Below are 16,321 nucleotides of genomic sequence, written 5' to 3'. Positions count from 1 at the left end.
GGAGTCCTGCGCATGACGCACACCAGCCTGGATGTCAGCACCCCGGCCGGAATCATCCGGCTGAGCAACGCGTTCTGCGACGCGAAGGCGCTGCTGACCGCTGTCGAACTGGGTCTGTTCACCACCCTCGACCAGAAGGGCCCCGCGACCGAGGAGGAGATCCGCAAGGAGCTGGGCCTGCACGGCCGCGGGCTGGGCGACTGGCTCAACCTGCTGGCGGCGCTCGGCCTGCTCACCCGCGAGGAGGGCGGCAGGTTCGGCAACGCGGAGGGCGCCGGCACCTACCTGGTGCGCGGCAGCAACCGCTACGTGGGCGGCTTCCTGGAGCGCTCCAACCGCAACCTCTACCCCGCCTGGGGCAAGCTGACCGAGGCGCTGCGCACCGGTGAGCAGCAGTCGGGCAGCGACTTCGAGGAGGTCACCCGCAACCCGCACATCCTGCGGCAGTTCGTCGGCATGATGGACGCGCTCACCCACGTCGTCGGCCCCGAACTGGTGGGCAAGTTCGACTGGAGCGGACACAACTCCGTGCTCGACATCGGCGGCGCACGCGGCAACCTGTGCTCCATCATCGTCAAGGCGCAGCCGCACCTCGCCGGGCACGTCTTCGACCTGCCGCCGATGGAGCCGCTGTTCGAGGAGCACGTCGCCTCCTACGGCCTGACCGGCAAGGTCACCTTCCACGGCGGCAGCTTCTTCACCGACCCGCTGCCCAGCGCCGATGTCGTCACCCTCGGGCACGTGCTGCACGACTGGGACGAGCAGCAGCGCGGCGAACTGGTCACCAAGGCCTTCCACGCCGTCAACCCCGGGGGCGCGCTGCTGATCTACGACCGGATGCTCGACGACCAGCCCGACCACGTCGAGAACCTGGTCATCAGCCTCGACATGCTGCTGGTCACCGACGGCGGCTCCGAGTACCCGGTCTCCGAGGCCGTCGCGCACGCCGAGCGTGCCGGGTTCGCCTCCACCGAGGTGCTGCCGCTGAGCGACTACGACACGCTCGTGATCTGCCGCAAGGCCGCCTGAGCGGGCCCGTCCGAGAGAGGAGTCCGTACCCATGAGCGCTAACCAGCAGGCCCCGCAGCAGGTTCCGGTACTGATCGTCGGAGGGGCGGTGACAGGGCTGTCCACCGCGGTCTTCCTCGGCTGGCACGGCATCCGCTCGCTCGTCGTCGAGCGCCACCCCGACACGCTGAGCCACCCGCGCTCGCGCGGCGTCAACCCGCGGACCGTCGAGCTCTACCGGCAGGTCGGGCTGGAGGGGCCCATCTGGTCCGAGGCCAGTCTCGCCACCGACTTCAGCAAGCTGCTGATGATCCGGGCCGAGACCCTCGCCGGGCCCGAGATGTTCAGCGGCCCCACCGACCAGCCCGACCCCACCGGCGGCGTCAGCCCCTGCGAGTGGGCCCCCATCGACCAGGACCGGCTCGAGCACCTGCTGCGCGGCCGGGCCGCCGAACTCGGTGCCGAACTGGCCTTCGGCACCGAACTGGTGTCCTTCGAGGAGACCGGCGAGGGCGAGGACGGCGGAGTCACCGCCGTGCTCCGGGACACCGCCACCGGCGAGGAGCGCACCGTGCGCGCCGGCTACCTCGTCGCGGCCGACGGCAGCCGCAGCCCCGTCCGGCAGGAGCTGGGCATCGAGACGGACGGCCCCGGCGAGTTCGCCACCACCCTCTCGGTGCTCTTCGAGGCGGACCTGAGCCGGGCGGCCCGGGGCCGCGACGTCGGCGTCTGCTACCTCGACAAACCCGCGCCCTCCACCATCCTGTTCGCGCACGACGGCAAGCAGCGGTGGATCTTCGCCACCGCCATGCCCGAGGGCGAGACACTGGAGACGGTCACCGAGGAGCAGGCGGTCGAACTGGTCCGCGCCGCCATCGGCCAGCCCGACCTGGACGTGCGCATCATTCCGCAGCTCCCGGCGGGCGGCGCCAAGTGGCTGAGCTTCATCATCGGCGCGCAGGTCGCCCGCGAGTACCGGCGCGGCCGGGTCTTCCTCGTCGGCGACGCCGCCCATCTGGTGCCGCCCACCGGCGGGTTCGGCGCCAGCCTCGGCATCCAGGACGCCGGCAACCTGGCCTGGAAGCTGGCCGCCGTCCTGGACGGCGAGTCCGGGCCCGAGCTGCTGGACACCTACCAGACCGAACGCCACCCGGTGGCCTGGATGACCCTCCAGCAGGCACTCGGGATGATGCAGGAGCGCACCGGCCCGGACGGCGACGGCGAAGGTGAGGGCCCGGACCCCGCCGAGGCGTACAGCACCACCGTCTTCGGCTACCGGTACGGAGACGGCCCGCCGGTGCCGCCGCACGCGCTGCGCGGCGAGCCCGGCACCCGCGCCCCGCACATCGAGCTGGACCGGGCCGGGGAGGACATCTCCACCCTGGACCTGTACGGGCGGGCGCCGGTGCTGCTGGCCGCGGAGGGCGGCCAGGCGTGGGTGGCGGCGGCCGCCGCCGTGTCCGCGGACACCGGCGTGCGGATCGACGCGCACCGGGTGGGTGGCCCGGGAGCCACCCTGACCGCGGCGGACGACCGGGCGGTGGCCGAGCAGCACGGCATCGCGGCCGACGGCGCCGTCCTCGTCCGCCCGGACGGGTTCGTCGCCTGGCGCTCCGAGGGCGCCGTCGCCGATCCGGCCGCGGCCTTGCGGACGGCGGTGCGGGAGCTGTACCCGCCCCGCTGACCCGTCCGCGGCGGCGGGACGTGCACCGGGCCCGGCGGCCAGGAAGGCCGCCGGGCCCGTTCGCCTGCCCATCGGGCCGCCGGGGCACGCGAAACGTGGGAAACCGCGCGGACCCGGCCCCTCCGCGGGGCCCGCCGCGGCGCCGTACCGCACCCACTAGGGTGTGCGCTGCAGTTCGAATCGCGACGCCCGCCGTATCCGGGCATTCAGACATCCAGGGGGACCGCATGACCAGCACGCCGAATCCCGTCAGCAGCGACCGGGAAGCCGCCCGGGGACGGCGGCGCAGGCTGCGCTCCTCGACCGTGGTGCTCGGCAGCATGGGCGCCCTGGCCGTCGCGCTGTCCGGATACTCCTCGGAGCCGGACCGGCGGTGCGTGGACCCCGACAGCTACGACGCCGTGCGCGGCTACCGCATCCTGCCCCCGAGCCGGTGCGGCACCCAGGGCGCGAACACCGCCGCCTTCCCCGCCGCCCGGACCGCGGGGCAGCAGGCCGAGCGCGCGGGCAGCGTCTGGTACTACGGCGGCCGGGAGGACGAGGGCCGCGCCAAGGGCGGCACCTTCGTGCACGCGGCGGCCGTCGAACGGGCCGGCTTCGGCTGCGACGACGACGATGACGGCTACGGCGGCGGGTACGGCGGCTGAGGCGGGCGCGGACGGAAAGAGAAGGCCCGCGTGGAACGCCACACCTGCACTCCGCGGCCCGGCTGGCAGGAGACCGTCGAGGAACAGGGCTGCATCTACCCGCTGACCCGGTACCCGGACGGCTCGCTGCGCCCCTACTGGGACGAGAGCGCCTACTACGCCCTCACCCTGCCCGAGGTGGAGGACCTCGAAGAGGTCGTCGAGGAGTTGCACGCCATGTGCCTGCGGGCCGCGGAGCACATCGTGGCCGCCGACCGGTTCGCGGACCTGGGCATCACCGACCCGGCCCTGGTGCACCGGGTGTCCGAGAGCTGGCGGCGGCGTGCCGAACTGCCCAGCCTCTACGGCAGGTTCGACCTCCGCTACGACGGTCGCGGCGAGCCCGCGAAACTACTGGAGTACAACGCGGACACCCCCACCTCGCTGGTGGAGGCGGCCTCCCCGCAGTGGTTCTGGATGGAGGACCGCTTCCCCGGCGCCGACCAGTGGAACTCGCTGCACGAGCGGCTGGTCGACGTGTGGCGCAAGCAGGCCGCCCTGCTGCCGCCGGGCGCGCCCGTGCACTTCGCCCACTCGGCCCGGGACGAGCTGGGCGAGGACCTGATGACGGTGGCCTACCTCCAGGAGACCGCCGAGCAGGCCGGGCTGGAGACCGTCACGATACCGGTGGAGGAGATCGGCTGGGACCGGCTCTCGGGCCGGTTCGTCGACCAGCGGCTGAAGTTCGTCCGGGCCTGCTTCAAGCTCTACCCGTGGGAGTGGCTGGCCTCCGACCGGTTCGGTCCGCACGTGCTGGAGACCCTCGACAACGGCGGCGGCACCGGCAGCACGCTGTGGATCGAACCGGCGTGGAAGATGCTGCTGTCCAACAAGGCGCTGCTGGCGATCCTGTGGGAGCTCTTCCCCGGCCACCCGAACCTGCTGCCCGCCTATCTGGACGGGCCCCGGGAGCTGGCCGCCACGACCGGGTGGGCGGCCAAGCCGCTGCTGGGCCGCGAGGGCGCGGGCGTCACGCTGCACGAGCCCGGCACCGAGCCGTCGGTGCGCGACGAGCCGTGCTGCTACCAGGCGCTGTGCCCGCTGCCGGAGTTCGACGGCAACCGCACGGTGCTGGGCACCTGGGTGGTGGACGGGGAGGCCGCCGGCCTGGGCATCCGCGAGTCCGCGGGCCTCGTCACCGACGAGTACGCGCGGTTCCTGCCGCACGTCATCCGCTAGCCGCGGCGCGCACCGGGACCGGCCCGCCGCGGAGCGGCCGGTCCCGGTGCGCGCGGGGAGGCGGGCACCGGGACCGGTCCGGGGTCACTCCTCGGTGACGTGGATGGACTTCGTCGGGCAGCCGCGGGCCGCCCGGCGGACCTCCTCGTGCAGAGGACTTTCCGGCGTCTCGTCCAGTACGACGACCAGACCGTCCTCGTCCTGGTCGAAGACACCGGGCAGCCGGTACACGCACAGGCTGCTGACCGCACAGGTCTCCGGATTCGCGGTCACGCGGAGCATGTTCACCACTCCACGGGGATCTCGGTGAAGCCCTCCATGAACCCGCCCAGCGCCCGCGGCAGCTCCTCGGCCGGCGCCGCGAGTCTGATGTCGGGGAAGCGCCGCAGCAGCGACTCGGTGGCCACCTGGAGCTCCATCCGTGCCAGCGCGGCGCCCACGCAGTAGTGGATGCCCGCGCCGAACGTCATGTGGTGGTTCTCCTGGCGGCGGATGTCCAGCTCGAAGGGCTTGTCGAAGACCTCGGGGTCCATGTTGGCCCCCTCCTCCGACAGCAGCACACTGGTGCCCTTCTTGATGACCGAACCGTCCGAGAGCGGAATGTCCTCGACGGCGTACCGCATGGTGCCCACCGAGGAGCCCATGATCTGGGTGCGCAGCAGCTCCTCCACCGTGGAGGGCACCAGCGACCAGTCCGCCTGGATCTCCCGCACCAGCTCCGGGTGGTGCAGCAGCACGGCCGTGCCGGTGCCGATCTGGCTGGCCGTGGTGACGTAGCCGGCGATCAGCAGCCCCTGGCACCAGAAGTGCAGCTCGTGGTCGTTGAGCCGGTTGTCCTCCTCGTCGCGGACCCGGATCAGCTCGCTCACCAGGTCGTCACCGGGCTGCTCGCGCTTGGCGTCGATCAGGTCGCCCAGGTATTTCCACAGGTTCTGCCGGCACTGCCCGACCTCCTCGGGCGGCAGCTTGGTGACCGACAGGAAGCCGTCCACGTACTCGCGGAACTGGTCGCGGTCCTCGGCGGGCACGCCCAGCAGCTTGCAGATCACCATGATCGGCAGCGGGAACGCCAGCGCCTCGTTCAGCTCCACCGGGCGCGGCCCGGCCGCCATCTCGTCCAGCAGCTCGTCGGCGACGCGCTGCACATAAGGCCGCAGCGCCTCGATCCGGCGGGCGGTGAACGCCTTCGTCACCAGCGAGCGCACCTGGGTGTGCTTGGGCGGATCCGGGTCGATCTCCGGGTCCATGAACAGATCGTTGTCCGCGGAGATCCGCGCACAGTCGGGGCGCGCGATGTTGCGCGAGAGACGCTTGTCGGCGAACAGGGCGCGCACATCCTTGTAGCGGGTCACCAGCGTCGCCACGTCCCCGCTCGGCAGCGTCACCTCCATGGCGGAGCTGTTGTGCACATGCCGCAGCGCTTCGGGCACCTGCATGGGCGGGGTCCAGGCGAACGGATACCTGGGCGGGGTCTGAGTGCTCACGGTTGTCCCTTCGGGTTGCGATGATCAGGTGGGGGAGACGGAAGCGGGCCGGTCACACCGGCCACTCGGGGCGGTCCCAGGCGGCCTCGGCGAACGCCCACTCGTGCCGGATGCCGGTGCGGAAGTGCTCGACCAGCCGGTCGCGTTCGGCCGGCGACGACGTCTCGCCCAGCTCGTCGGCCAGCCCCAGGAAGGCCCGCACCGCGTAGCCGTATCCCGCACCGGGGTGGTACGCCTCGATCCACTCCGCGTACCGGGAACCGGCCGTGTGCCGCTCCAGCAGGTCGTCGGAGACCCGGAAGTTGAACCACACCATCGGCAGCAGCGCCCCCACCCCGGCGGTGAAGGAAGCGGCGCCGGCGGCGTTGAAGAACGCGCAGTGCGCGTGGGTGACCGGACTCGCCTGCGGCGAACCGGCCGCGGGCAGCCCCGCACCCTCCGCCCACTCCGCGTACTTCTGGCGCAGCCGGTCCCGCGCCTCCAGCGTCCCGGTGATCGAGCGGCCCAGCAGCGCGGTGTGCGCGTCCGCCTCGGCGGCGGCCGCCGTCCGCGCCAGCGCCCGTGCGTAGGCGGGCAGCAGATGCCCGGTGTCCTGTTCCACGAAGTACGCCAGTGACTCGCCCGGCAGGGAGCCGTCCCGCAGCCCCGACCAGAACGGGTGGGCCTGCACCTTCTCCAGCACCGGCGCGGCCAGCTCCTTGAGCTGATCGCTCAGCAGCATCGATTCTCGCCCCTCTCCGTTCGCTCTCACAGATCCAGCCGGACGCGGTAGTGGCGCAGCCACGCGTCGAGCTGGAGGACCATCTCGACGTTGCGGCGCTCGCCCCACCCGTCGACCGCGATCGGCCGGTCCTCGGCGGCCAGCTCCGCGCAGGCGGGGCCGTCCAGCAGCGGCCGCACCGGGCTGGCCGGGTCGGCGACGACCGCGTCGAAACGCTGCCGCAGCACCTGCCCGTAGTGCGGGTCCTGGGTGATCGGGAAGGGACTCTTGCGGCGCCGGGTGACCGACTCGGGCAGCAGATCGGCCACGGCCGACCGCAGCACGCTCTTCTCCCGGCCGTCGGCCGTCTTCATCGCCCAGGGGATGTTGTAGACGTACTCGACCAGCCGGTGGTCGCAGTAGGGCACCCGCAGCTCCAGGCCGACCGCCATGCTCAGCCGGTCGTCGCGGGAGAGCAGCAGCGGCAGCCAGCGGGTGAGATGCGCGTGCCCGACCCGCCGCATCACCCGCTCGGTCTCCGACTCGCCCGGCACCGCGGGCACCTCGGCCACCGTCTCCGCCCAGCGCTGCGCCGAGTAGCCCGGCACGTCGATCTTGCGCAGCAGGCCGGGGTCCAGCAGCCCGGTGCTCATCCCGTGCGGCGCCACCCGCAGCCCCATCGTCACCCAGGGGAAGTTCGCGGTGTCCACCAGCGTCGGGTCGCGGAAGGACTGGTAGCCGCCGAACAGTTCATCGGCGACCTCGCCCATCAGCGCCACCGTGGAACGCTGCCGTACCGCACGCAGCAGCAGATACAGCGAGCGGTCCATGTCCGGGATCGGCCGGGGCAGGTCCTGGGCCCGCAGCGCCGCCGCGTCGACCACCTGGTCGGCCAGGTCCGCGGTGCGCAGCACCACCGGTTCGTGGTCGGTGCCCACGTGCCGGGCGACCTCGGCCGCGTAGGGCGCGTCCGGATCCTCGTGCCAGAAATCCTTGCGGAACCGCTCCGTGTGCCCTTCGAAGTCCACCGCGAAGGTGCGCGGCCGCCCGCCGCCGGCACCCGCGGCGAACGCCGCCAGCGCGCTGGAGTCCACCCCGCCCGACAGCAGGGTGCACAGCGGTACGTCCGAGACCAGATGACTGCCGACCGCGTCCTGCAGCAGCCCGCGCACCGTCTCGACCGTCTGCTCCAGCGTGTCGGGGTGCTCACGGTCGGGCAGCGACCAGTAGCGCGACTCGGTCAGCACCGCACCGCCGGCGCCCTGCTTCAGGACCGCGGTGTGCCCCGCGGGCAGCTCCCGGATCCCCCGGTAGACGGCGTGCCCCGGAGTCGCGATGTAGGCCAGCAGCTCGGCCAGCCCCTCCGCGTCCACCACGCACTCCAGCGACGGGTGGGCCAGCAGAGCCTTGGGCTCGGAACCGAAGAGCAGACCGTCCGCGGTCCGCGCGTAGTACAGCGGCTTGATCCCCAGCCGGTCGCGGGCCAGCAGCAGCTGCCTGCTGCGCGGATCCCACACGGCGAACGCGAACATGCCGTCCAGCCGCTCCACGCACTCCGGACCCCACTCCAGATAGGCGCGCAGCACCACCTCGGTGTCCCCGGCCGTGCGGAACCGGTGGCCCAGCGCCGTCAACCGGGAGCGCAGCTCGCGGTAGTTGTAGATCTCACCGTTGTGGACGAGCACGGCCAGGGTACGCCCGTCGTGCTCGGCGGTCATCGGCTGGACGGAGTCGTCCACGTCGATGACGGCGAGCCTGCGGTGCCCCAGCGCGGCATCCGCGTCGGTCCACACCGCCTCGTCGTCCGGCCCGCGGTTGGCGAGGGTGGCAGCCATCGACCGTACGACGCTGCCCTCCTCGCGCATCTCCCGCGCGAAGTCGATCCAGCCCGCTATGCCGCACATGCGCCCACCCGCTCCTCCAGCTCGCCGACCACCGACGCGGGGGCGGGCTGCGCCAGCATCCCGTCCCGCAGCGCGCGTGCCGCCTCGCGCCGCTCCGCGCCCCGCACGGGGTCCAGCAGCCCGGCCGCCGCGTCCCGGAGCGCCTCCGCATCCGCCTCGTCCCGGGTGAGGACCTCACCCGCACCGGCCGCCAGCACCCGGGCGGCGTGCCCGGCATGGTCCGGCAACTGCGGTACCAGCAGCAGCGGCGCCCCCGCGCGCAGGCCGGTCAGCACCGTCCCGGCCCCGCCGTGCGCCACCATCAGGTCCGCGCCGCCGAGCACCGTGTGCAGAGGCGCGTCGGTGACCACCCGCACGCCGTCGGGCACCTCGCCCAGCAGCGGCCGCTGCGCCGCCGTGACCGCCAGCACCGTCTCGGTCCCCGGCAGCGCGGCGAGCGCCCGCGCGGCGTGCCCGGCCAGGAACAGTGCCGGGTCCAGCCGCGCCATCGTGTGCCCCCAGGTCACCACGGCCCGCCGGATCCCCGGTGCCGGTGGCGGCAGCGGCGGATCGGGCGGCGTGCCCGGCCCGTTGAACGGCACGTACCGCATGGGCAGCCGCGGGTGCCCGGCCGGATCCGGCACCTGGAACCCCGGCGGGCACGGGTCGATCGTGACCGCACCGAACGGGTCGTAGCCCTCCGGGTCCACGCCCACCCGCTCGGCCAGCGGCGCCAGCGCCTCCGGCAGCAGCGGGCGGGCCCGCGCCATCAGATCGGCGCCGTACAGCAACCGCACCGCGGGGATCCCCGCAGCGGCCGCGGCCAGCGGACCGGCCAGCGCCGTCGGTTCGGACACCACCACATCGGCCCGCCAGCGCCGGGCCGTCTCGGCGGTGCGCTCGACCATCGAGTCGGCGTGCGCGGTGAACATCCGCAGCGCCCGCGGCCCCTTCCCGGCCCGCGGTGCCCGCCGGTCGGCCGTGGGGTCGTCCTCGCTGGGCAGCACATAGCCGCGCACCATGCCGACCCCGTCGACGTCCTTGCCGACAGCGGCACCCGGCAGCCCGGTCCGCTCGATGAGGGGCAGCAGCTCCGGCTGGCTGACGACCAGCACCTCGTGCCCCGCGCTGCGGCAGGCCCAGGCCAGTGGCACCAGCGCGTACAGATGAGAGGGCCAGGCCCAGGTCGTGAACAGTACCCGCATCGCAGCCCCAACCCCTTCCGCCGCCAACCTTGACGCGGCCGACGGTGCCCGAGGGGGCTAGGGGGCGGGTCGCCGCTCGCTCGAGGCGCCGCCGCGGCAGGTGCGGCGCGCGGTTCCGAAGTCCGCGGTGCCGTCGGCCCGGACCGGAGGAGCCGGGCAGCGGGAAGCCCCCGGGGCCGCCCGCGCACGCGAGCCGCCCCGAGGGCTTCGGCCGGGAGCCGGCCGGACGGAATACCGGGCCACGGGCCCGGCACCGGTCACACGATGCGGAAGTCCGCCATCATCGCCATGTCCTCATGCTCCAGGTTGTGACAGTGCAGCATGTACATCCCGCGGAATCCGGCGAACCGGATGAGGACGTCCACGACTTCGAACGGCCGCACGTCCACCGTGTCCTTCCAGCCCGCGTCCGAGTCCAGCGGCGCCTTGCCACTGCGCGACAACACCTGGAAGTGGGCCAGATGCACATGGACCGGATGGTGGAAGTCGCTGGTGAAGCGCCAGCGTTCCACCGAGTCCAGCCGGGGCGAGGCCAGCGGCGAACCGGGGTCGTACGGCTTCCCGTTGACGGTCCACATCCGCATGCCGTGCACCTGCTTCTGCCGGAAGTCGAACTGCCGGTCGACGACCGCCTGCCCGGCCTTCAGCCGCTCCACGTCCGCCAGCCGCCGCGGCACCTTCGGCGCACCCGCGCCCCGCTTCGCCCGCCGCGCCACCCGGAACCGCATCACGTCGCGGGTACGGCCGTGCCCCAGCGTGTTGACGAGCCGCACCTCCGATCCCACCGGGAACGCCGCGAAGTCGACGACGACGTCGAACCGTTCGGCGGGCGAGACCGGCAGCTCCTCGTGGGTGCGCGGCGCGTCCAGCAGCCCGCCGTCGCTGCCGACCTGGACGAACGCGGCACCCTCCCGCGGCCCCGGATCCAGCGCGAGACGGAAGCGGCGCGCGTTGGAGGCGTTGAGGACGCGGAAGCGGTACCGCTCGGCGCTGACCTCCAGCTCCGGCCAGGGCGCGCCGTTGACCAGGATGACATCGCCCGTCACCCCTTCCATGTACTGCGCACGCACACCGGGCTCCCCCGCGAGCGAGGGGTCGAGCGACGGGTAGCGGAACGAGCCGTCCTCCTCGAAGGCCCGGTCGCAGATCATCAGCGGGATGTCCCGCGAGCCCTCCGGCAGCGGCAGGCCGCTCTCCTCGTCGTCGCGCACCAGGAACATTCCGGCCAGACCGCGCCACACCTGCGGGGCGCTGAAGTCCATCCGGTGGTCGTGATACCACAGCGTGGTCGCCCGCTGCTTCAGCGGATAGACGTACTCCTTGTGCCCGCGCGAGATCGTCCACTCCGACGGCTTCACCATCTTCGAGCCGCTGTACTCGCCCTTCCCGGCCTCCTCGGGGTGCCGCGGATCGGGGAAACCGGAAGGCAGCACCAGATCCGTGGGGTGCCCGTCGGACTCCGGCCGCTGCACGCCGCCGTGCAGATGGGTGGAGGTCGGCATCTCCAGCGCGTTGCGCACCCGCAGCCGCAGTTCGCGCTCCGACTCGCCGACGAAGGTGGGGCCGGGAAACCGCCCGTCGTACCCCCACACCTCGGTCTTGAGGCCCGGCAGGATCTCCAGCCGGGCCGCACGCTGCTCCACCTCGTACACCGCGGCACCGCCCCGGGTGCGCACCGGCTCGGCCACCGGCGGCACCGGCAGCGGCACCTGGAACGGCTCGGGCAGCCGGGCGGCGCTGCGCAGCAGTTCGCCGGAGATCCCGTCACCGGCCCGCGGCGCGCCGCAGCCCACGGCCCCGCCCAGCGCCGCCGCGGCACCCGCTCCGGTGGCCAGGGCCAGCAGCCGGCGCCGCCCGGGGCCGCGGCCCGGCGCGGAGGGCCCGCCGCCGCTGTCCGCACGCGGCGCGCTCATCCCCGCCTCCCTCGGCCCGGGCGGTACGCGTACGCCCAGTGGACGAGCGCGGTACCGGCGGAGACGAGGAACACGCCCATCGGGATGTGCAGTTCCAGCTCCCGCGCGTATCCCCAGCCCGCCTGCGTCGAGATGACGAAACTCAGCAGCAGCGCGAGCACCGCCGGCCACAGCGGTCCGCGTCCCGGCCGCCACACCAGGACCGCCGCGAGTACCAGGACCCAGCCGGTGAAGGTGATGGTGTGGGAGTTGATCTCGTGCAGTTCGAGCAGGTCCACGTCGCCGCTGATGAACATGCCCGCCAGCACCGGCTGCACCAGCAGCAGGAGGAGGAAGAGCGTCACCACCGCGCGCATCAGCACGATCGGCCAACGACGCACCCGCGGCGCGGCGCCTCCGGTGCCGGAGCCCTCCGGCCCGGGCGCGGGGGAGGGGGGCGGGGCCGGCCCCGGGGTCGGCCCGCGAGCAGCGTCCGGGGCGCCGGCGAGGCCCCCGTCGGGATTGTGTGCCATGGCGTGATCTCTCCGGGGTCGGGGTCTGGCCCGAGCTTAGGCAGACGTCCTCGAGCAGGACTTGAGCCGCGGTCTCCCCGCGGCTCGGGGTACCGATGCGGGACACGCCCGCCGGGCCCGCCCGCCGCACGCGCGGTCGCGGGCTGCGCGCGCTTGGCGGCACCGGGCGCCGACCCGGGCCGGAGCGCGCCTCGATCGGATATCGAGCGCGGACGGTGACCGTGAGGGCCGTTCCCACGCATTGGAGGCGGACACCATGCAGGCTGATTCGCGGCCACCGTTCCGCGTCATGCTGCGGATGGAGATCCATCCCGGCAAGGAGCAGGAGTTCGAGGAGACCTGGCGCCAGGTGGCCACCGGCATCGCGCGCGAGCCCGCCAACCGGGGCCAGAAACTGCTGCGTTCGGTCGAGGACGAGAGCGTCTACCACGTCCTCACCGACTGGGCGGACGAGCCCTCCTTCCGCGCCTTCGAGCTGAGTGAGGCGCACGTCGAGAACCGGCGCAGGCTCCAGCCGTTCCGCAGGGGCGGGGAGATGGTCGTCACCGAGACCGTCCACGAGCTGCCGCCCGCCGGCGCGCCGGCCCGGCACGGGACGCCCGTCGCCGGCGGCGGAACCGCCCCCGGCAGCGGGTCCGCTCCCACGGAGGCCGCCGCGACCGCTCCCGCCGCCCCGGACCGCGAACCGCCGGCCTTCATCGGACTGGGCAACATGGGCGGCGGCATGGCCCGCCGCCTGCTGGACGCGGGGTACCCCCTGACCGTCCACAACCGCACCCCGGCCAAGGCCGCTCCGCTGGCCGAGGCGGGTGCCACCGTCGCCGCGAGCCCCGCGGAGGCCGCGGCGGGCCGCAACGTCGTCCTGCTCAGTCTGGCCGACGAGGCGGCCGTCGAGGACGTACTGTTCGCGCAGGTGGCGCCGGTGCTGGCCCCGGGAGCCGTCGTCGTGGACACCTCGACGGTCTCCCCCGCCTACGCCCGCGAATGCGCCCGGCGGCTGGCCGGACTCGGACTGCGCCGGGTGGAGGCGTGCGTCGTCGGCAACCCCTTCCAGGCCCGCGAGGGCAAGCTGCGGGTGTACACCAGCGGCGACGAGGCCGACATCGCCCGGGTCGGCGACCTCCTGGAGACCCTCGGCAGCCAGGTCGTCCACCTCGGGGAACCCGGCGCCGCCGCCACCCTCAAGCTGATCTTCAACCTGCTGCTCGGCGCGCAGGTGGCCTCCCTCACCGAGGCGGTCGCCTACGGCGTGGCCGCGGGGCTGGACCGCGACCAACTGCTCGCCTCCGTCGCGGAGAGCGGCTTCAGCTCGGTGGTGCTGCGCTTCCGCGCCGACCTGATGCGCAAGGGCGCCTACGAGCCCGCCTTCTTCCGGTCGACGCTGATGGAGAAGGACCTGCGCCTGGCCCTGGGCGACGCGGCGCAGGCCGGGGCGCCGCTGCCCGTCCTGGACGCGGTGCGCGGACGCTTCGCCGCCGTCAACGCGGCGGGTGACGGTGACAAGGACGCCTCCGTCCTGCTGGAGCACACCGTCCGCCACGGCGGCGCGCAGGGCGCGCCGTGACCGCACCCGCAGCGATCTTCCACCGGTTCCGCGACCGCGCACGACCCCGTGCGTCGGCCGCGGATCCGGTGTGATCGCCGATTGCGTGTGTGGGCCACCTCTTCTGTCGGAAGAGGTGGCCCACTATCGGTGGCGGGAGCCGCACCCGCCTGGCTCGCCGAGCACGTCGCGAGCAAGGAGCGGCGGCCGGAGCAGGTGCGGGTGGAACTGCTGGTCCGCTGCCGCGCGGAGAGCATCGAGCCGCCGACTCCGGGGCGGTGCGACCGGATCGTGGGCGCCGCGCTGCGAGTGGCCGAGGAGACGCTGACGGCGAGGATCTCGGCGCGGCTCACGGCTTCGCCGCCCGCAGCACAGAGTTGTGAGGACAGGGCTCGACCGCGGTCGCCTCCGACTCCACGCACGTTCGCGTCTACCGGGGCGCTTAGCGAGAGTGCCCCGTCCTTCAGGGCGGGGGTGAATCGCCCCACGGCGGCGGCCCGCTCAGTCGGGCCGCTTCTGCTGTTCGATGTAGTCCTTGACCACCTGAAGCGGCGCGCCGCCGACCGATCCGGCGAAGTACGAGGGGGACCAGAAATGGCCGTGCATGATGGCGCGGTTGACTCGACCGGTGAACTCGGCGCGCAGACGCCGGGCGGACACGCCCTTGAGTGAGTTCACCAGCCCGGACAGGGTGATCTTCGGCGGGTAGTGCACGAGGAGGTGCACGTGGTCGGCTTCGCCGTTGAACTCGGTGAGCGTGGCGCCGAAGTCGTCGCAGACCTTGCGCATGATCTCTTCGCAGCGCGTCAGCATCTCGTCGTCCATGGTGTCCCGCCGGTACTTCGTGACGAAGACCAAGTGCGCGTGCAGGTTGTAGACGACTGTGCGGCCCCTGCGGATACCGGGGTTTGGTTCCCATCGGGGTGACATGAACCAAGTATGTATGATGATCGCTATGCGGCTTCGGTACAGCTTCCGCTTGTACCCGAGCGCCGGTCAGCGCAGCGCGTTGGCACGGGCGTTCGGGTGCGCGCGGGTGGTCTTCAACGACGCGTTGCGCCTCCGCGAGGAAGCCCGCGTGGCGGGGCTGCCGTTCGTCCCCTCGGGTGAGCTGTCGAAGCGGCTGACCGCGTCGAAGAAGACCTCGGAGCGGGCATGGCTCGGCGAGGTGTCGGCCGTGATCCTTCAGCAGTCGCTGCGGGACCTGGACACCGCGTACCGGAACTTCTTCGACGGCCTCAAGGGCAAGCGCCCGAAGATGGGGGCGCCCCGGTTCAAGACCCGTAAGGACAACCGGCAGGCGATCCGCTTCACCGCGAACGCGGCCTGGCGGATCACGACGGGCGGAAAGCTGCGCCTGCCGAAGATCGGCGACGTGCCCGTGCGCTGGTCCCGCTCCCTGCCCTCGACACCGTCCACGGTGACCGTGATCAAGGACGCGGCCGGCCGGTACTTCGCCTCGTTCGTCATCGAGACCGGCCAGGACCAGACGCTGCCCGAGACGACCGGTCAGGTCGGCATCGATCTCGGGCTGACGCACTTCGCGATCCTCTCGGACGGCACAAAGATCGACTCCCCGCGCTTCCTGCGACGCGCGGAGAAGAAACTCAAGAAGGCGCAGCGGGCCCTGTCCCGCAAGGAGAAGGGTTCCAACAACCGAAGCAGGACCCGCCTCAAGGTCGCCGCGCTCACGCGCAAGTGGCCGACGCGCGCCGCGAATTCCACCACCAGCTCTCCACAAAGCTGATCCGCGAAAACCAAGCGGTCGCCGTGGAAGACCTGACGGTGAAGGGACTCGCTCGCACGCGCATGGCCAAGTCCGTCCACGACGCGGGATGGTCGGCGTTCGTCACGATGCTGGAGTACAAGGCCGCACGCTACGGCCGCATCCTGCACACGATCGGCCGGTTCGAGCCGACCTCGCAGGTGTGCTCCGCGTGCGGCGTCAAGGACGGCCCCAAGCCCCTGCACGTCCGCACCTGGACCTGCGGGGCCTGCGGGACCTTCCTCGACCGAGACATCAACGCGGCGGTCAACGTCGCCAAGGCGGCCGGACTGGCCGCATCAGCCTGTGGAGCGCAGGTAAGACGGGCACCCGTGCCCGCACCGCGCGGTGAAGCGGGAACCCGCCCAGAGCGACCCGCACCCCAGCGCAAGCCGGTGTGGGAGCAGATGGGAATCCCGGTCCTTCAGGACCGGGAGGAAGTCAAGTGAACACCCTGATGCTCCAAGCCGTCCTGGACGAGCCGGAGTGGGCCGGCCTGCTCACCCCCGCCGACCGGCGCGGCCTGACCCCGCTGTTCTGGACCCACGTCCGCCCGTACGGGGAAGTGAACCTCGACATGGGGGCCCGCCTGAACTTCGCCGCAGTCACCGTTCCGGGACCCCGAGCACCATCCGACACCGACGCCGAGCAGCCCGCCGGGCGCCCATGAGGTCCCCTGCAGTCGAAGACGGCCCGGAGTCAGCGTCTCTGAACCCCCGGTCTGCGCCCCGACGCCCGCCGGAAACCCCTTTGCCGGGC

General features: G+C 72.8%; 14 protein-coding genes and 1 pseudogene. 7 read left to right on the top strand and 8 right to left on the bottom strand.

The annotated features are described in order from the left end of the window. Window positions 1–12 precede the first annotated feature (12 nt). The 4 genes from P2424_RS06155 (at window position 13) to P2424_RS06140 (ending at window position 4,557) form a co-directional block, all read left to right on the top strand. The gene (locus P2424_RS06155) at window positions 13–1,029 is read left to right on the top strand and encodes a methyltransferase (RefSeq protein ID WP_276474768.1); all 1,017 of its coding nucleotides are present in this window, start codon (window positions 13–15) and stop codon (window positions 1,027–1,029) included. Window positions 1,030–1,060: 31 nt separating this feature from the next. Further along, complete coding sequence (locus tag P2424_RS06150) at window positions 1,061–2,692, top strand: FAD-dependent monooxygenase (RefSeq protein WP_276474767.1); 1,632 nt, start codon at window positions 1,061–1,063, stop codon at window positions 2,690–2,692. Between the two features lie 227 nt (window positions 2,693–2,919). Continuing rightward, the gene (locus P2424_RS06145) at window positions 2,920–3,339 is read left to right on the top strand and encodes a hypothetical protein (protein ID WP_276474766.1); all 420 of its coding nucleotides are present in this window, start codon (window positions 2,920–2,922) and stop codon (window positions 3,337–3,339) included. Between the two features lie 30 nt (window positions 3,340–3,369). Continuing rightward, entirely contained in the window at window positions 3,370–4,557 is a 1,188-nt protein-coding gene (locus P2424_RS06140; protein ID WP_276474765.1) for a glutathionylspermidine synthase family protein, read from the top strand. Window positions 4,558–4,641: 84 nt separating this feature from the next. Here the strand turns inward: P2424_RS06140 and P2424_RS06135 are convergent, their stop codons facing one another. From P2424_RS06135 to P2424_RS06105, 7 genes are all read right to left on the bottom strand, one after another. After that, on the bottom strand, window positions 4,642–4,839 hold the full coding sequence (locus P2424_RS06135) for a ferredoxin (protein WP_276474764.1): 198 nt from the start codon (window positions 4,837–4,839) through the stop codon (window positions 4,642–4,644). Between the two features lie 2 nt (window positions 4,840–4,841). Next, the gene (locus P2424_RS06130; RefSeq protein WP_276474763.1) at window positions 4,842–6,041 is read right to left on the bottom strand and encodes a cytochrome P450; all 1,200 of its coding nucleotides are present in this window, start codon (window positions 6,039–6,041) and stop codon (window positions 4,842–4,844) included. A 52-nt stretch (window positions 6,042–6,093) separates the two neighbouring features. Continuing rightward, window positions 6,094–6,762, bottom strand: coding sequence for a TenA family transcriptional regulator (locus P2424_RS06125; RefSeq protein WP_276474762.1), 669 nt, complete (start codon window positions 6,760–6,762; stop codon window positions 6,094–6,096). 26 nt (window positions 6,763–6,788) lie between these two features. Then, entirely contained in the window at window positions 6,789–8,645 is a 1,857-nt protein-coding gene (gene asnB, locus P2424_RS06120) for an asparagine synthase (glutamine-hydrolyzing) (protein WP_276474761.1), read from the bottom strand. Next, window positions 8,633–9,829 carry a nucleotide disphospho-sugar-binding domain-containing protein gene (locus tag P2424_RS06115; RefSeq protein ID WP_276474760.1) on the bottom strand — a complete coding sequence of 399 codons (1,197 nt, stop codon included), beginning with the start codon at window positions 9,827–9,829 and terminating at the stop codon, window positions 8,633–8,635. Before P2424_RS06115 ends, asnB begins: the two co-directional genes overlap by 13 nt. Window positions 9,830–10,086: 257 nt before the next feature. Then, window positions 10,087–11,742 (bottom strand): multicopper oxidase family protein, encoded by a 1,656-nt coding sequence (locus P2424_RS06110; RefSeq protein ID WP_276474759.1) that lies wholly within the window; start codon window positions 11,740–11,742, stop codon window positions 10,087–10,089. Continuing rightward, window positions 11,739–12,122, bottom strand: coding sequence for a hypothetical protein (locus P2424_RS06105; protein ID WP_276474758.1), 384 nt, complete (start codon window positions 12,120–12,122; stop codon window positions 11,739–11,741). Before P2424_RS06105 ends, P2424_RS06110 begins: the two co-directional genes overlap by 4 nt. Window positions 12,123–12,510: 388 nt before the next feature. On the opposite strand from P2424_RS06105, the gene P2424_RS06100 reads away from it, so the two are divergent. Continuing rightward, on the top strand, window positions 12,511–13,818 hold the full coding sequence (locus P2424_RS06100) for an NAD(P)-binding domain-containing protein (RefSeq protein WP_276474757.1): 1,308 nt from the start codon (window positions 12,511–12,513) through the stop codon (window positions 13,816–13,818). Window positions 13,819–14,298: 480 nt separating this feature from the next. Here the strand turns inward: P2424_RS06100 and tnpA are convergent, their stop codons facing one another. After that, window positions 14,299–14,727: an IS200/IS605 family transposase gene (gene tnpA / locus P2424_RS06095; RefSeq protein ID WP_276474756.1), complete on the bottom strand. Its 429-nt coding sequence runs from the start codon at window positions 14,725–14,727 to the stop codon at window positions 14,299–14,301. Window positions 14,728–14,752: 25 nt separating this feature from the next. Between tnpA and P2424_RS06090 the strand changes: the two are divergent. Together P2424_RS06090 and P2424_RS06085 are read left to right on the top strand one after the other, a co-directional pair. Beyond that, window positions 14,753–16,011, top strand: a pseudogene (locus P2424_RS06090) (RNA-guided endonuclease TnpB family protein). Continuing rightward, window positions 16,008–16,232, top strand: a complete 225-nt coding sequence (locus P2424_RS06085; protein ID WP_276474755.1) for a Tn3 family transposase — start codon at window positions 16,008–16,010, stop codon at window positions 16,230–16,232. Before P2424_RS06090 ends, P2424_RS06085 begins: the two are co-directional and overlap by 4 nt. Window positions 16,233–16,321 lie beyond the last annotated feature (89 nt).

Origin of the sequence: Streptomyces sp. WMMB303 (assembly GCF_029351045.1) — a bacterium.
Taxonomy (GTDB): domain Bacteria; phylum Actinomycetota; class Actinomycetes; order Streptomycetales; family Streptomycetaceae; genus Streptomyces.
The sequence above is the reverse complement of the archived record's forward strand: the minus strand, read 5'-3'. Positions and strand labels throughout refer to the sequence as shown.

Excerpts from the sequence above, each read along its gene's own strand:
- P2424_RS06155 (WP_276474768.1), top strand. The coding sequence starts at position 13 with ATGACGCACACCAGCCTGGATGTCAGCACCCCGGCCGGAATCATCCGG.
- P2424_RS06150 (WP_276474767.1), top strand. The coding sequence starts at position 1,061 with ATGAGCGCTAACCAGCAGGCCCCGCAGCAGGTTCCGGTACTGATCGTC.
- P2424_RS06145 (WP_276474766.1), top strand. The coding sequence starts at position 2,920 with ATGACCAGCACGCCGAATCCCGTCAGCAGCGACCGGGAAGCCGCCCGG.
- P2424_RS06135 (WP_276474764.1), bottom strand. The coding sequence starts at position 4,839 with ATGCTCCGCGTGACCGCGAATCCGGAGACCTGTGCGGTCAGCAGCCTG.
- P2424_RS06125 (WP_276474762.1), bottom strand. The coding sequence starts at position 6,762 with ATGCTGCTGAGCGATCAGCTCAAGGAGCTGGCCGCGCCGGTGCTGGAG.
- asnB (WP_276474761.1), bottom strand. The coding sequence starts at position 8,645 with ATGTGCGGCATAGCGGGCTGGATCGACTTCGCGCGGGAGATGCGCGAG.
- P2424_RS06115 (WP_276474760.1), bottom strand. The coding sequence starts at position 9,829 with ATGCGGGTACTGTTCACGACCTGGGCCTGGCCCTCTCATCTGTACGCG.
- P2424_RS06110 (WP_276474759.1), bottom strand. The coding sequence starts at position 11,742 with ATGAGCGCGCCGCGTGCGGACAGCGGCGGCGGGCCCTCCGCGCCGGGC.
- P2424_RS06100 (WP_276474757.1), top strand. The coding sequence starts at position 12,511 with ATGCAGGCTGATTCGCGGCCACCGTTCCGCGTCATGCTGCGGATGGAG.
- tnpA (WP_276474756.1), bottom strand. The coding sequence starts at position 14,727 with ATGTCACCCCGATGGGAACCAAACCCCGGTATCCGCAGGGGCCGCACA.